Here is a 14,523-nt window from a genome sequence, read left to right on the forward strand (position 1 = left end):
TTGATAGAGCTAGCTTCATGAATTTTAATTAAGTAAACAAACTTAATAATTTATATCCAATTAATCCTAAAATAGTGATAGGAACCATCATTAAGAAAGAAGAAATTCGATTAGCATTAGAGCGTTCTAATACAAGAATCAAGATAATCCCGACTATGACTTCGGTATATCCAACAGGTAACATGTGACTATAGTCTTCAAAATTTAAAAGAATATGAAGTCCATCCGTTACAAAAACGCCACTAATAAGCGCGCTTCCGAATTTATGAAGTGGATCCGTAGTATCTTTCCATAGAAAACCTGCAACTCCAAAGATAGTTCCTCCTATACATGCACATACAATCCATACGGATATAAAATAAATAGAGTGAGCTACATTTTTAATAACTATTGCATAACCATAGTAGCCTAATACCATACCGAGTAGTGCAAGGATACCAGAAAGTATAGCTGTACGCTTAGAATAACTAAAGCTAGCCACAAAAAAGGATGGAACTAACCAAACGCTTCCTAGATTAGCTAATGAATTCCAATGTCCAGGAAGTATACCTTGCCCCAATTTAGTTAGTATACCAACAATTATCCCTACTATAATCGGGACGAGAAAAATCCTTAAAAACATATTTAACTTTGTGATTTTTAATGTCCTGTCCATAAATTCAATCCTTACATTAATATTTTCTGTAAAAATATAATAGCTTATTATAAGGGAATAATCAATAAAAATTTATCGAAAAACAATAAGTGATTATTGGATAATGAATAACATTTTGTTTTTATACAAAATTTATCCCGCTTTAATGGGCAGTAAGACCCCCACCTCAAAATTCAGCGAAAGCAAAGAAATTAGGTGGGGGTCGGGCTGCCCATTAAAGTCCGATTGGTTCAACTAATAATCAGTGGGGATGAAGAAAACCCCCACTGATTAAAGTTTCACTTTATATAATAGAGAGTGCTTAGAAGTTTACTACTGGGGAAATCTAAAGGACGTATTACAATCAATGTAACTTGTGCTTATTCAACATGAAGTTAAGGAATGATAAATAAACCTAAAAGAAAGCAATCTTTTTAACAGCACATATAATTGCATTTACTCATACAGTACTAGTATGGTACAATATGGTTATTAACGACGGAAAGGAATGATGGGTGGACGATGATTAACTAATCTTATTTTTAAATGTTGAAATTCAATAAATTTCAATTTCTAAAAAATAGGATTAGTCTGCCCAATTTCCATACAACGGTATTGCTATTTATATTGCGCAATAGCTTATTTGGGTATAAATAATGTAATGACTAATCCTGCCAAATTTATTTGGGAGGATTTTTTATTCTCCCTTAATGAAAGGGATCGGTATTTATGAAAGAACTATTAAAATTAAATGATGTTTATGTTGAAATAAAAGAAAATATGTTGTTAGAGAAAATGAATGTGACAGTAAAACAAGGGGATGTTATCGGATTAATCGGTAAAAATGGTGCTGGTAAATCAACGTTACTTCAATTAATAAATGGGAAGATTGAACCTTCAAAAGGTACTGTTGAATGGATGCAAATGAATATGACAACAGCATATGTTGAGCAAGAAATAGAATCTTTTATTAGTAATGATGTAATTGCAAAAGAAGCAGAACTTCTTGCAAAATGGGGCGTGCCAACGAACGATTTTCATACTTTAAGTGGTGGTGAAAAGCTGAAAATTCGATTAGCAAAAGGATTTGCTGAAAATCCTAATGTCTTAATATTAGACGAACCGACAAATCATTTAGATGAGATCAGTACGGGATTTCTCATTAAACAAATAAAAAACATGAAAGGTACAGTTATCGTTGTATCGCATGATCGATATTTTTTAGATGTTGTCGCAACAAAAATATGGTCAATTGAGGACAAAAAATTAATTGAGCATAGTGGTAATTATACGAGCTACATGAAAGCACGTGAGCAAAAAAGAAAGTCGCAGCAGCGTGAATATGAAAAGCAGCAAAAAAAGATAGAACAAGTAGAAACACATATAAAAGAATTGAGTTCATGGTCACAAAAGGCACACGCACAGTCTACAAAACAAGAAGGTGTGAAAGAATTCTATCGTGTAAAAGCGAAGCGAATGGATGCACAAGTGAAGTCAAAACGAAAACGACTTGAAAAAGAGCTGGAGAAAGCGAAAGTAGAACGTGTGAAAGAAGAGTATTCAGTTGAGTTTTCTATTCAAGCGAACAAAAAAGTAGGAAAACGTTTTTTAGAAGTGAAGCAATTAAAAAAAGACTTTCATGGGAAAGTATTATTTGAAAACGTTAATTTTACAATTCAGCACGGTGAGAAAGTTGCGATTGTTGGACCAAACGGTAGTGGGAAAACAACATTACTGAAGATGATTATGGGAACGGAAACTGCTGAAGGAGAAATATGGATTTCACCATCTGCGAACATCGGCTATTTAACACAAGAAGTTTTTGATTTACCGCTTGATAAAACACCAGAAAATTTATTTTTTAAAGAGACGTTTGAAGAAAGAGGAAAAGTCCAAAATTTAATGAAACATTTAGGGTTCCAAGCTTCTCAATGGAAAGAGCCGATTGAGCATATGAGTATGGGAGAAAGAGTAAAATGTAAGCTAATGGCTTATATTTTAGATGAAAAAGATGTACTCATTTTAGACGAACCGACGAATCACTTGGATCTACCTTCACGTGAACAACTTGAAAATACATTAGCTGAGTATAACGGAACATTAGTAATTGTATCTCACGATCGATATTTTTTGGAGAAAACAACTAACACAAAACTCGTGTTTTCAAACAATACGATACAAAAGCAGCTAGAAGAACCTACGAAAACAAGAGATGATATTGAAGAGCTACGTTTAACGTTAGAAACAGAGAGACAAGAAGTACTAGGGAAATTAAGCTTTTTAACTTCTAACGACAAAGAATATAAAGCACTGGATGAACGGTTTATGGAACTTACGAAGCAGATTAAGGCACTATAATGTATTTGTAAACGTGATTAAGGGGGATGGTTACATTCCCATCAAGCTAATCAAGTAAATTACTAGATACGAAATGCTTCTTGTTTCAAAACTAGTAAGTGATAAAAAAGTAGGCATGCTAAAGAAGCCTATTAAAAAGTGATTTTTCGCTAGGCAGCTTGTCTATGCTTCACCGTCGTGTTATACACAATCCCTAGAATATCAAAGACGTTCATATTCTTATGTCTATGATATTTACGACCGTTCTTTTTGAGCAGTTGATAAAGGCGATGCAGAATTTTTAAAAGTTCTTCTGTGCCAACGGCTATCGCTTGAAACAGTAAAGGAAAGTAATCTTTAATCATATAAATCGCTTTGTATTCACTCAGTTCCTGCTTTTTCTTTTCAAGCAGAAACTGTCGCATTTGAAACATTGTAGAAGAACAAAGGAGAATACCTATGAGTTGCCCATATAAATGACACTCTAGGTGTTCTCTTTTTATATTTTTACATTCATCAATTTCAAAGAATGACTTCCGCGTTTTAAACAAAATTTCAATCTGCCAACGAAGTGAATATAATGAATGCACGTAGTTCGTCGGTACTTCTTCTAGCGACGTGTTCGTGATATATACATTCATGCTCATTAAACGTTTACTTTTATCCTTCATGACAATGCCTTTCTTCTTTTCACGTATTGCTTGGTTTTTCAGACGTATTTGCGTTTGATCATCGGTTAAACGATGGATAATAACACGTGCTGGAAGTTTCTGATTTTGACCAATGTATGCCTCGGGGATTTCCATCGTTTCACCAGGGATTAGACCAGACAGCATTTGTGTCATATCAAGCTGGATGTATTCCGTTTGCTTTTTTAACGTACCATTGTTGTAATATTGGCTTACGTTAAGCTTGTGAAAAAAACATATTCATGTATAATACAATTGATGTATGATACATTAGTTGTAGGAGGGTGACCTATTTGAAAAGAGAAGATGCCTTAAAACTAAGAACAGATATTAAGAAAATGATTATAATAACTGGGGTTTTTGAATCTCAAAATTTGCCCAATGGGCTATTTGAAAAACCTTTACCAACTTCTCAAATGATGGCGTTAGAGGAACTAGAGGTGGAAAAATTAACTGTTTGGCAACTATCCAATAAACTTAGATTAGAGACTTCAACTGTAAGTAGATTGGTAGATAAGTTAGTAAAAAAGGGGCTTATTTATCGTGAAGTAAATGAAAAAAATAGAAGAGAACTTTTTCTGCACCTCACAGAAAAAGGTCACATAACTGTTAATTGCTTAAGAGAGCAATCCATTACATTTTATCAAAGTATTCTCAATAATTTATCAGAATCAGAACAAAAAATAGTTGTGGATGGTTTTGAATTATTTATTGATTCTATTTCTAAGTCTTTTGATTAGAGTGAGGTAAATCATAACATTTGGAGGGTAAAATGAGTTTGGATTTTGAACGTCCTATTATTGAATTAAAAGAGAAATTTGATGAATTAAAGAAAATTATGAAAGAAAATAATGTAGATTTATCGCCAGAAATTCATGTATTAGAAAAACGTTTAAATAAAATGCAAGATAAAATTCATTCTAATATTACACCTTTTCAACGAGTTCAAATTGCAAGGCTACGTAACCGGCCCACGACATTGGACTATATACCTTTATTGTTTACAAACTTTCTCGAACTTCATGGTGATCGATTATATGGTGATGATAAAGCAATGATAGGTGGTATTGCAAAATTTAAAGGGATGCCCGTTACGGTTATTGGTCATCAAAGAGGTAGAAATACAAAGGAAAATATAGAAAGAAATTTTGGAATGGCACATCCAGAAGGTTATAGAAAAGCGCTAAGACTTATGAAACAAGCTGATAAATTTAATCGCCCTATTATTACATTTATTGATACAATAGGCGCCTATCCAGGGAAAGGGTCTGAAGAACGTGGAATTTCTGAAGCGATAGCTCGAAATCTATTTGAAATGGCTACACTTAAAGTGCCAATTGTTTGTATTGTAATTGGAGAGGCATCAAGTGGTGGAGCTCTTGGCATTAGTGTCGGTAACCATATCCATATGTTAGAGTATTCATGGTACTCGGTAATTTCGCCAGAAGGAGCAGCATCTATCCTATGGAAGGACGCTAAGTATGCTCCAGAAGCTGCTGAACATATGAAAATTTCAGCAAAAGATTTAAAACATTTAGGAATTATTGATGAAATCATTCCTGAAATTAAAGGTGGAGCACAAAATGATATAAAATCACAGGCAAAAGTGATTGAATCTGTAATCGAATCATCTCTGAAAAAATTGATACTATTATCCTCGGAAGAGCTTATACAACAGCGGTATGAAAAGTATAGACAAATAGAGAATTATAAATGAAAATATTTAAAGTCCGTATTACATTTCGGAGGATTCTCGCGAAAAAATTCTAAATATTTCGTAATCAGCTTCTTAAACTGGGATATGCTGATACTATTACTCTACAAAAGGTGTGTGATCGGTATGGAAAAGGAAAATTTGTTCAAATGGATGCATTATCACATACCCATCAACTTAAGAAATTGATTGTTCCCGAAAACGAAAAAATGAGCTCAATTCTCATAAATAACTGTAAAAAGGTGAAAATTTCGGTATGGGGGTATCTCAAAAGCTTAGGTTGATGGCAATGGGGGATGGTCATGGAAATAGAAAATTCCGCTAAGTTATTTAGGCTAGATTGTGGTGAAATTTACTTACAAGAGTTTTCCACTAAAGATGCAGAGAGTATTTATAACATATCCAATCAACCGGAAATAGAAAAGTTTTTACCGGACTGGAAATCGACGAAAGAACAAAGGGTTAATTGGGTTGTAAATTATGAAATACCAGAAAATAAAGCGTTTCTTCATGCAGTGAGAACTACGACTAACATAGATGATCACATATTAAGACTAGGAATATTTAAGAAAACCACAAATGAATTTATTGGATGGTGCTGCACAGGTATGAAAGAAGAACTCCCTTCACCAAACAGAGAGATAATGTATGCTATCTCAAATGAACATCAAAATCATGGCTATGCTACAAAAGCGACTAAAGGTTTAATTGACTTTTTGTTTAAAGAAACAAATTTAAATGTCCTTAACGCAATTGCTTTAATTAACAATGTAGCATCAAATAAAGTTATTGAAAAATGTGGGTTTATTTATAAGAGCCAACAGAGGATAGAAAATCAAATATATAATCATTATATATTGAGAAGATCTGAGTGGATAAAAATATAACGTTGGGTAGTAAAAGACCGATAAAGCAATCGGTCTTTTCTCATTTATATAATAAAGGTTTCATATACTTTGTATTTCCTGCTACTATACAATTATTATAAGATAGTTATGCGTTAATTTCAGTTTAAAAAAAGTTTTATTATCAGTTTTTTTAGAAATCTTACAAGCGTGTAAGATAAATGAAAGACGAATCAATATGAGCTGTAAGACAATTCATTTACACTCTGTTATGAGACGTGCAAATGAAGGGAGAATATACATGGAAATTTTACATGCAAAAAGTATTAGTAAAGTATATAAAGGGAAAGTACCTTATAAAGCATTAGTTGATATTGATTTATCAATTCAAGAAGGTGAATTTGTAGGGATTATGGGGCCATCTGGTAGTGGAAAAACAACGTTATTAAATATGGTATCTACTATTGATTCTCCATCATCGGGAGAAATTTTAATAAATGGCACAAATCCTTTCCAATTATCATCAGAAGATTTAGCGTTATTCCGCAGAAAACAATTAGGATTTGTTTTTCAATCATTTAATCTTCTTAGCACACTTACTGTAAAAGAAAACATCGTATTGCCGATGACTTTAGATGGTGTTTCCGTGCAAGAAATGAACAAGCGATTGGAAGAGATTGCAGAGAAGTTAAATATTACAGATATCTTGAATAAAAGAACATTTGAAATATCAGGGGGACAAGCTCAAAGAACAGCAATCGCTCGTGCGATCGTTCATAAGCCGCAATTATTACTTGCAGATGAACCAACAGGGAACTTGGACTCTAAATCTTCAAATGATGTAATGGAGATGCTTGATACTCTAAATAAAGAAGAAAAAGCAACGATGATGTTAGTTACACATGATCCGTATGCAGCGAGCTTTTGCAGCCGAGTAATCTTTATTAAAGATGGTCAACTATATAACGAAATTTATTGTGGTGAAAGTAGGCAAACTTTTTATCAAAAGATTATGGATGTCCTTTCTTTGTTAGGAGGAAAAAGGCATGACTTTTCGTCAGTTCGCATTTAATAATATTTTTCGCAATAAGCGTACATATGCTGCTCATTTTTTAAGTAGTGCATTTTCTATTATGATTTTCTTTACGTATGCTCTTTTATTATTTCATCCTGATTTACAAGGTGAGTTGAAATCGACAAGTGCAACAATAAGTGCATTTGGTACATTGGGATTTTCAGTTTCGCAAGGATTGATTTTTGTATTTTCATTTTTCTTCATTTTATATTCAGTTAGTTCGTTTTTAAAAACGCGTAAGAAAGAATTTGGCGTTTTAATGATGCAAGGTATGTCAATGAGACAGCTTAAAAAGTTATTGTTAATTGAAAATATGTTAATTGGTTTTGGTTCAATATGTATAGGTATTCTTATTGGACTCATATTTTCTAAACTAGTTTTATTAATAAGCGCAAGTGTATTAATGATTAGTAACGGCTTGCCTTTTTATATACCAGTACAGGCTGTATTATTAACAATCATTACATTTCTGTTCTTATTTTTAATTGTTTCGCTAGTAACATTTAAAATGATAAAAGTTACAGAGCTTGTGGAACTGATTCAAGCAGGAGAAAAGCCAAAACCTGAACCAAAATCGTCAATTTTATTATCAATTTTTTCTTTATTTAGTATAGGGTATGGCTATATTTTAGTATTTCGCTTTATCCCAAATCATAGTTTTATTGTGCTAGGAATAGGAGTATTCCTGGTGATTATTGGAACGTACTTTTTATATACACAGTGTAGCGTTTATATATTGCATCTTGCTAAAAGGAGAGAAACTTTCTTTTTAAAGAGAACAAATATACTAACATTTTCAGAATTAATTTATCGTATGAAAGATAATGCAACAATGTTTTTTATAGTATCTATTATATCAGCAGTTGCTTTTACAGCAATTGGCACGACAGCTGCTCTTGGAAATAAAGATTTAGTAAGGATGACGAATCCGTATACATTACTATACATGGCTCCTGAAAACAACAAAATAGCGGATAAACATCTCTCTATTATAAAAAACCATCTGGCTGATGCTAATATTCCGTATCGAATGGCTTCATCTTCATATATATATACAGAAAGTAATGTATATGTAATGAAATTAAGTGAATATAACGAACTTGCGAGAGCGCTAGGGTATCAACAAGAAACGATTGAAAAAGAAGATGAAATGTTATTAATTCCTGGAATGGTATCACAAAAACAAGAATTTAAAAATGGTGATTATAAGAAGAATATTGAAGTCATTCAAGGCGATTGGACAAAGACATTTCATGTGAAAAAAACTGTCGATAATTTAGTTTTGCCACATGATACGAAAGGGATATATATTGCTATTCAAGATCATGTATATGATGGAATTCCACTTAATAGTGGTCCAGATAATGAAGATATTATTCAATATCGTACTTACGGATTTGTTGTAGATGATTGGATAAAAACGAAAGAGGTTTCAAACCAATTAAATAATATATTTGATCAAGAACCTAGAGATATACATTTTGAATTTAGAGCACTAACAATAGAGTTGTTAAGTGCAAAACAAACGAATGGGTTATTACTTATGGCTAGTGTTTTAGTCGGAATCGTTTTCTTCACATTTGCTGCTAGTTTTATTTATTTCCGATTATATACTGATTTGAATCGTGATCAACAGCAGTATAAAATGATTTCGAAAATGGGGTTAAGTAAACGGGAGCTAAAGAAAGTTGTAACGAGACAGTTATTATTAATGTTTTTCTTACCAATTGTCGTTGCAGTAATACATACTGTAGTCGCTTATATGGCATTACAACAATTAGTCGATTTTTCTATTCTAAATAGCTCTATCGTCATTTTAATTTCATTTATATGTATACAAGTTTTATATTTCTTTATAACTCGTTGGCGTTATTTACAAAAGCTTCATAAGACAATGGAACAATAGAGAAAATCAGCAAGTAAGATTGCAGAAAAGCATGTAAAAAAACAATTTGAAGTTATGGAAGGAACTGTGATGAAAAAACAATTATCTATTTTCATATTAAGTATATTATTGTTATTAAGTGTAAGTGCATGCTCTAAAAACGAAAACAGATTTCCAGCTAACGGTGTGTTAATCATTGGAGATGAGAATCATACTGGAGCAATTATGAATCGTTATAAGGAAAACACGAAAGAACAGGAAGCTTTTGCAGTGAAAACAGGTAGATTTGACCAAAAAAGGGTTCTGATAATAAATGAATCTACTGCACAAGCGATGATGAATGCAAAGCTTTTTCGTAAACGTGATCAAGCATCCCTTTCTAAAACGTTAGATACGTTGCCGAATTTTCCAAAAGAAAGTTCCCTATTATTTATAAATGAAGAAGAAAAGAATATAAAAAGTATTGAAATAGAAGGAAACAAGATACCTGTTACATATGGTAGTGATGCTTGGCTTGGCAATAAACGTGACTATGGAGCACTATGGTATATCGTTGTGGCGAAAAATAGTGTGTATAAAGAAATAAAAGCAAATGAAACGAATATGCAACTTCTACACTTGAAAAAGTCATTAGGTGATGAAAACCCTAAAATATCGACAGATAATACGTTGATTAATGAAAAAGTAAAAGTAAGAAAGTTAATTGAAGGTTATAGAGATGAGGTATCAATTCAGTTTGTAACGATTGGAGAAAAATCTTAAAAAAGAGCTCGAGGTTGATGGATACTTTATCAACCTCGAGCTCTTTTTAATACCGTTTAAATAACTTACATTACTTCATTTAATCGAGTCTCACTCGTTTCTTCAATCGCATTTGAATTTTGAACTGAATTATTTTGTGCTTCTTTTTCTTTACGAGCCTTTTGTAGCATTTCAAGTATAATCCATAAAGGAACACCTTTATCTTTTAGCATCTTCCATAAATCTAATTCATTAAATTTATGCTCAGGTTGTTTCATTTCTTTTTCAGATAAACGAATATCAAATTTGATGGAATCATTTGATTTTTTATCTTCAAGTTTAGTAGAAGAGATAGTATTATGCTCAAGATGAGATGGAGTTATTTTAGTAGGTTGAGATAATGTATGAATATTGAATCCGATTTGCATGCCTTTTCCTCCTTTTCAAGCAATGAGATTAGTTTTCTTATGGTTTTTAAATCTTTTTAACATGAGGAAACTATATCTAATTATAAATCTAAATAAATAGATTTACAAGTTATATTGTAAAAAGTAAATATTTGCTTGAATTAATATTTATCAACAGTTGTATATGTTTTCTATATATACAATGTATATAAAATAATTTACATTATGTTTAAGTTGTTAAATTATTCTGTTAATTTTTTCAGGAAGAAAAATGTAAACGTTTTATTAGGGGGGAGAAAGTATGGGGAAGTTATTTTTAAAAATATGTTTTTTTGCATTAGTGACCGTATGTTCATTCGCAGCGAAAATATCATACGCTGAAGAGAGGCAACAAAATAATTATCCTATCATATTGGTGAATGGATTTGCTGGATGGGGTAGAGAAGAAATGCTTGGCGTAAAATATTGGGGTGGTGTTCATGATATACAGGAAGATTTGAAACGAAATGGTTATACGGTACATACCGCAGCTGTTGGACCTGTTTCTAGTAACTGGGATCGTGCATGTGAATTGTATGCACAAATTAGCGGTGGGACAGTAGACTATGGTGCAGTCCATGCTGAGAAACATGGACATAATCGTTTTGGCAGAACTTATAGTGGTTTTGCGCCGAATTGGAGTGAAACAAATAAAGTTCATTTAGTTGGACATAGCATGGGTGGACAAACGATTAGAACATTAGTACAGCTATTAAAAGAAGGTAGTTTTGAAGAAAAGAATTATGTGAAAAATCACCCAGACACCAAAATATCACCACTATTTGAAGGCGGAAAATCATACGTTCATAGTGTTACAACATTAGCAACCCCTCACAACGGTACAACACTTGCGGATGGTAGTCTTCTACTGCCGTTTGTTAAAGATTTACTCATTACAGCTGCAAGCTTTGGAGGAAACAATAATTTATCATTATATGATTTTAAATTGGATCAATGGGGTATAAAGAAGAATGCTGGAGAGTCCTTTTTCCAATATAGTAATCGTATTCTAAATAGTTCACTTTGGAAAAATACAAAAGATATAAGTCAATGGGATTTAAGTACAGATGGTGCAAAGGAGTTAAATAATTGGGTAAAGACGCAACCAGATGTGTATTATTTATCCTATAGTGGACATGCATCACAAGCAGCACCTATAACAGGTTTACATTTGCCTCATATAACGATGAATAAAGTGTTAATGGGAAATGCATTTTTCTTAGGTTCTTATGCGAGATATGAAGAAAACCGTCCGCTAGTTGATACTTCTTGGTGGCAAAATGATGGTGTAGTAAATACAAATTCTATGATTGCACCATCTTCTAATGTTACTGTAAATAATAATGAGTCATTACAGATTGGAAAATGGAATCATATCGAAACAAAAGCGAATTGGGACCATCTCGACATGATAGGGTTAAGTGTTTCAGACTCGTTAGGTTTTTCTAGCATTCAAGAGTTTTATAGAACAATTGCTGAAAAGCTATCACGTTTACCGAAATAGGTAATAATAAAGCGCTCTCGATGGAATTCGAGAGCGCTTTATATTATATTGAAAGAGGGATTTGGTAGAAAAATATGGGGGGATATTATGAAAATTCAAGTTGTATTATCAGGATACGGAACAGTAGGCAGAGAGTTTATAAAATTATTAAATGAAAAATATTCATATATATATGAAACATATGGGATTCAATTAGTTGTAAGCGACGTATTAGGGAGAAATATTGCAATACATAATGAAGACGGCTTATCACTTCATCATTTATTAATGTATGGTGGCGGTACCGCTGCAATTGAAAAATATTTAGAGTATCATCCGAAGGAACGTGCAACAACTAGCATAAGTGGTACTGTATTGGTAGAATCAACAGTTACAAATCTTAAAGATGGAAATCCAGGGAAACAATATATGAAACAAGCGATTGAAAAACAGATGGATATAGTGGCAATTTCTAAAGGTGCGCTCGTTACAAATTGGAGAGAAATAAATGAAGCAGCAAAAGGCGCAAATATACGAATTCGATATAGCGGTGCAACAGCCGCTGCACTACCGACACTAGATATCGGACAATTTAGTTTAGCCGGTTGCAGTATTGAAAAAATAGAAGGAATATTAAATGGAACAACTAATTATATTCTTACGAAAATGTATGAGGAAGATATGACATTTGAAGAAGCACTGAAAGAAGCACAAAATAAAGGAATTGCTGAGACAAACCCTATATTAGATATAAGTGGTTCAGATAGTGCGTGTAAATTGTTACTTTTGACAAACAGCTTAATGGAAACAGAGAAAACACTTACTGATATACATATAAAAGGAATCGAGCACGTTACAAAACAGCAAATTCGAAATGCTAAGGAACAACATAAAATTATTAAATTAATAGCATCAACATATAAGGATGAGGGAGGCAATGTGAATTTAAATGTTGAACCGTGCCAAATAGAAAAAGATCATCCGTTAGCAAAAGTAAATGGAACCGAAAAAGGAATTACGTTCTTTACAGATACGATGGGACAAGTTACTACAATTGGTGGGGCTTCTAATCCAAGAGGCGCTGCAGCTGCAGCTTTAAAAGATGTAATAAACTTATATCGAAAAGATTTGTAAGACCGTACCGCCCTTTATAAAAAATACATATGCCGTGGACCTTTTGAGAATGAAATAAATATGCAAAAATGATTGCAGGGGGTAAGAAATTGTTTAAGGATTTTAAAGTTGTTAAAGAACGTCCCGTTTATATTCAATTGAAAGATTATTTGAAGAAAATGATTATGAAAGGGCATTTGCTCGGGGATCAAAAAATCCCATCAACAAGGGAACTAAGTGAATTACTAAGTGTGAGTAGAAACACTGTACTCGCTGCTTATGCAGATTTAGAGCAAGAAGGACTCATTTATGCAGTTAAAGGAAAAGGGAACTTTGTTGCCAAGGTGGATATATCTAACACTTCGTCTGTTGAAATAGATTGGAAAAATAAACTTAATACAGTGACCGCATTAGCGGACGAATTAGATTTAATGAAACATGGTGTTCGTTGGGAAAAGGGAATGATTGTTTTTAATAGTATAGCCCCGGATGAGAAGCTATTTGATGTTGAAAATTTCAAAAGAGCTTTTCTTACTCGTATGTCCATTGAAGGGGACATCGTATTGAACTACGGATATGCAAAGGGATATAGACCGTTAATGAATTATTTACTTCATTACATGGAAATGAAAGGTGTAGACATTTCGAATAAAGATATTCTAATTACAAATGGATTTACAGAAGGATTGGATATTGTACTCTCTTCTTTATCAAAAAAATCCGGTCGTGTCATTTGTGAGAATCCAACTCACCATGCTGCACTTAAGCTTTTCCGTTTACATGGACTTGAAGTTCATGGGATTGATATGCATGAGGATGGTATTGATACGAATGAAGTTGAAAAAAGTTTGCGTGAAAAAGATTTTGATTTTGCTTATTTAATTCCTTCTTATCATAATCCAACCGGTATTGTTACGAGTTCAGAGAAAAGAACGGAATTGATGAGGTTATTCTCAAAATACAACGTTCCTATTATAGAGGACGGATTTAATGAAGAATTACGTTATTCAGGTTCACATTTAGCTCCATTATTAACTTTTGCGGGAGCTGGCAATAATGTGATTTATATTAGTAGCTTTTCAAAGGTGCTTTTCCCTGGTTTACGTGTAGGCTGGATTATTGCAGATAAAGAGCTGATTCATTATTTAGAAAGCGTAAAAAGAGCAAGAACGATTCACACATCTACGCTAGATCAAGCTGTTCTGTTTCAATATTTACATGAGGGATATTTTGAAAAATATTTAAAAAAGGCAAGATCTGTTTATAAGAAAAAATATGAGTTAGCTGTCGGGGCATGTAACCAGTACATTCCTTTTAAAAGAATGACTGGAGATGGTGGACTTCATTTATTTATAGAGCTAGAAGAGCATATGAATGCCCGCACACTTTTACAAAAGTGTTATGAGAAAGGCGTTACGTTTTCACCTGGAGATGTTTTTTACTCTGATGGAGAAGGAGCAAACACTTTCCGATTAGGGTTTTCGCGCTTGAAAGAAGAAGAAATAGTTCGTGGAATTAAAATAATTGGTGATACATTAAAAAATGAAATTTGGAGTTGAGA

The 14,523-nt window shown here is 32.8% G+C and carries 12 protein-coding genes and 1 pseudogene; 10 read left to right on the forward strand and 3 right to left on the reverse strand.

The window, feature by feature from the left end; genetic code table 11:
• Nucleotides 1–28 precede the first annotated feature (28 nt).
• On the reverse strand, nt 29–655 hold the full coding sequence (locus C3Y97_RS12530; RefSeq protein WP_000376271.1) for a DUF6518 family protein: 627 nt from the start codon (nt 653–655) through the stop codon (nt 29–31).
• Between the two features lie 708 nt (nt 656–1,363).
• Here C3Y97_RS12530 and abc-f point away from each other — a divergent pair.
• Nucleotides 1,364–2,992: a ribosomal protection-like ABC-F family protein gene (gene abc-f / locus C3Y97_RS12535; RefSeq protein ID WP_000661372.1), complete on the forward strand. Its 1,629-nt coding sequence runs from the start codon at nt 1,364–1,366 to the stop codon at nt 2,990–2,992.
• A gap of 149 nt (nt 2,993–3,141) precedes the next feature.
• Here abc-f and C3Y97_RS12540 read toward each other — a convergent pair.
• Nucleotides 3,142–3,870, reverse strand: a pseudogene (locus C3Y97_RS12540) (IS4 family transposase); the annotation flags it as partial.
• Nucleotides 3,871–3,953: 83 nt separating this feature from the next.
• On the opposite strand from C3Y97_RS12540, the gene C3Y97_RS12545 reads away from it, so the two are divergent.
• From C3Y97_RS12545 to C3Y97_RS12570, 6 genes are all read left to right on the forward strand, one after another.
• Nucleotides 3,954–4,400 (forward strand): MarR family winged helix-turn-helix transcriptional regulator, encoded by a 447-nt coding sequence (locus C3Y97_RS12545; protein WP_000817658.1) that lies wholly within the window; start codon nt 3,954–3,956, stop codon nt 4,398–4,400.
• Between the two features lie 32 nt (nt 4,401–4,432).
• Entirely contained in the window at nt 4,433–5,377 is a 945-nt protein-coding gene (locus tag C3Y97_RS12550; protein ID WP_000050722.1) for an acetyl-CoA carboxylase carboxyltransferase subunit alpha, read from the forward strand.
• Between the two features lie 299 nt (nt 5,378–5,676).
• Nucleotides 5,677–6,261: a GNAT family N-acetyltransferase gene (locus tag C3Y97_RS12555; RefSeq protein WP_000402112.1), complete on the forward strand. Its 585-nt coding sequence runs from the start codon at nt 5,677–5,679 to the stop codon at nt 6,259–6,261.
• Between the two features lie 259 nt (nt 6,262–6,520).
• Entirely contained in the window at nt 6,521–7,291 is a 771-nt protein-coding gene (locus C3Y97_RS12560) for an ABC transporter ATP-binding protein (RefSeq protein ID WP_000404283.1), read from the forward strand.
• The gene (locus tag C3Y97_RS12565; protein ID WP_000144159.1) at nt 7,266–9,200 is read left to right on the forward strand and encodes an ABC transporter permease; all 1,935 of its coding nucleotides are present in this window, start codon (nt 7,266–7,268) and stop codon (nt 9,198–9,200) included. Before C3Y97_RS12560 ends, C3Y97_RS12565 begins: the two co-directional genes overlap by 26 nt.
• Nucleotides 9,201–9,269: 69 nt before the next feature.
• Entirely contained in the window at nt 9,270–9,941 is a 672-nt protein-coding gene (locus C3Y97_RS12570) for a lipoprotein BA_5634 family protein (protein WP_000744467.1), read from the forward strand.
• Between the two features lie 65 nt (nt 9,942–10,006).
• Here the strand turns inward: C3Y97_RS12570 and C3Y97_RS12575 are convergent, their stop codons facing one another.
• The gene (locus C3Y97_RS12575) at nt 10,007–10,348 is read right to left on the reverse strand and encodes a DUF3914 domain-containing protein (RefSeq protein WP_001165456.1); all 342 of its coding nucleotides are present in this window, start codon (nt 10,346–10,348) and stop codon (nt 10,007–10,009) included.
• 280 nt (nt 10,349–10,628) lie between these two features.
• Between C3Y97_RS12575 and C3Y97_RS12580 the strand changes: the two genes are divergently transcribed.
• The 3 genes from C3Y97_RS12580 to pdxR all read left to right on the forward strand — a co-directional run bounded on the left by C3Y97_RS12580 (nt 10,629) and on the right by pdxR (nt 14,521).
• The gene (locus C3Y97_RS12580; protein ID WP_000517070.1) at nt 10,629–11,870 is read left to right on the forward strand and encodes an esterase/lipase family protein; all 1,242 of its coding nucleotides are present in this window, start codon (nt 10,629–10,631) and stop codon (nt 11,868–11,870) included.
• 87 nt (nt 11,871–11,957) lie between these two features.
• Nucleotides 11,958–12,983 carry a homoserine dehydrogenase gene (locus tag C3Y97_RS12585; protein WP_136363422.1) on the forward strand — a complete coding sequence of 342 codons (1,026 nt, stop codon included), beginning with the start codon at nt 11,958–11,960 and terminating at the stop codon, nt 12,981–12,983.
• Between the two features lie 89 nt (nt 12,984–13,072).
• Nucleotides 13,073–14,521: a MocR-like pyridoxine biosynthesis transcription factor PdxR gene (gene pdxR, locus C3Y97_RS12590; protein ID WP_000471644.1), complete on the forward strand. Its 1,449-nt coding sequence runs from the start codon at nt 13,073–13,075 to the stop codon at nt 14,519–14,521.
• Nucleotides 14,522–14,523 lie beyond the last annotated feature (2 nt).

Source organism: Bacillus sp. DU-106 (genome assembly GCF_004799705.1).
Taxonomy (GTDB): domain Bacteria; phylum Bacillota; class Bacilli; order Bacillales; family Bacillaceae_G; genus Bacillus_A; species Bacillus_A cereus.

Bases quoted from the DNA above. Each gene is read 5' to 3' on its own strand.
- C3Y97_RS12565 (WP_000144159.1), top strand. From the start codon at position 7,266: ATGACTTTTCGTCAGTTCGCATTTAATAATATTTTTCGCAATAAGCGT.
- C3Y97_RS12575 (WP_001165456.1), bottom strand. From the start codon at position 10,348: ATGCAAATCGGATTCAATATTCATACATTATCTCAACCTACTAAAATA.
- C3Y97_RS12530 (WP_000376271.1), bottom strand. From the start codon at position 655: ATGGACAGGACATTAAAAATCACAAAGTTAAATATGTTTTTAAGGATT.
- abc-f (WP_000661372.1), top strand. From the start codon at position 1,364: ATGAAAGAACTATTAAAATTAAATGATGTTTATGTTGAAATAAAAGAA.
- C3Y97_RS12585 (WP_136363422.1), top strand. From the start codon at position 11,958: ATGAAAATTCAAGTTGTATTATCAGGATACGGAACAGTAGGCAGAGAG.
- C3Y97_RS12555 (WP_000402112.1), top strand. From the start codon at position 5,677: ATGGAAATAGAAAATTCCGCTAAGTTATTTAGGCTAGATTGTGGTGAA.
- C3Y97_RS12560 (WP_000404283.1), top strand. From the start codon at position 6,521: ATGGAAATTTTACATGCAAAAAGTATTAGTAAAGTATATAAAGGGAAA.
- C3Y97_RS12580 (WP_000517070.1), top strand. From the start codon at position 10,629: ATGGGGAAGTTATTTTTAAAAATATGTTTTTTTGCATTAGTGACCGTA.
- C3Y97_RS12550 (WP_000050722.1), top strand. From the start codon at position 4,433: ATGAGTTTGGATTTTGAACGTCCTATTATTGAATTAAAAGAGAAATTT.
- C3Y97_RS12570 (WP_000744467.1), top strand. From the start codon at position 9,270: ATGAAAAAACAATTATCTATTTTCATATTAAGTATATTATTGTTATTA.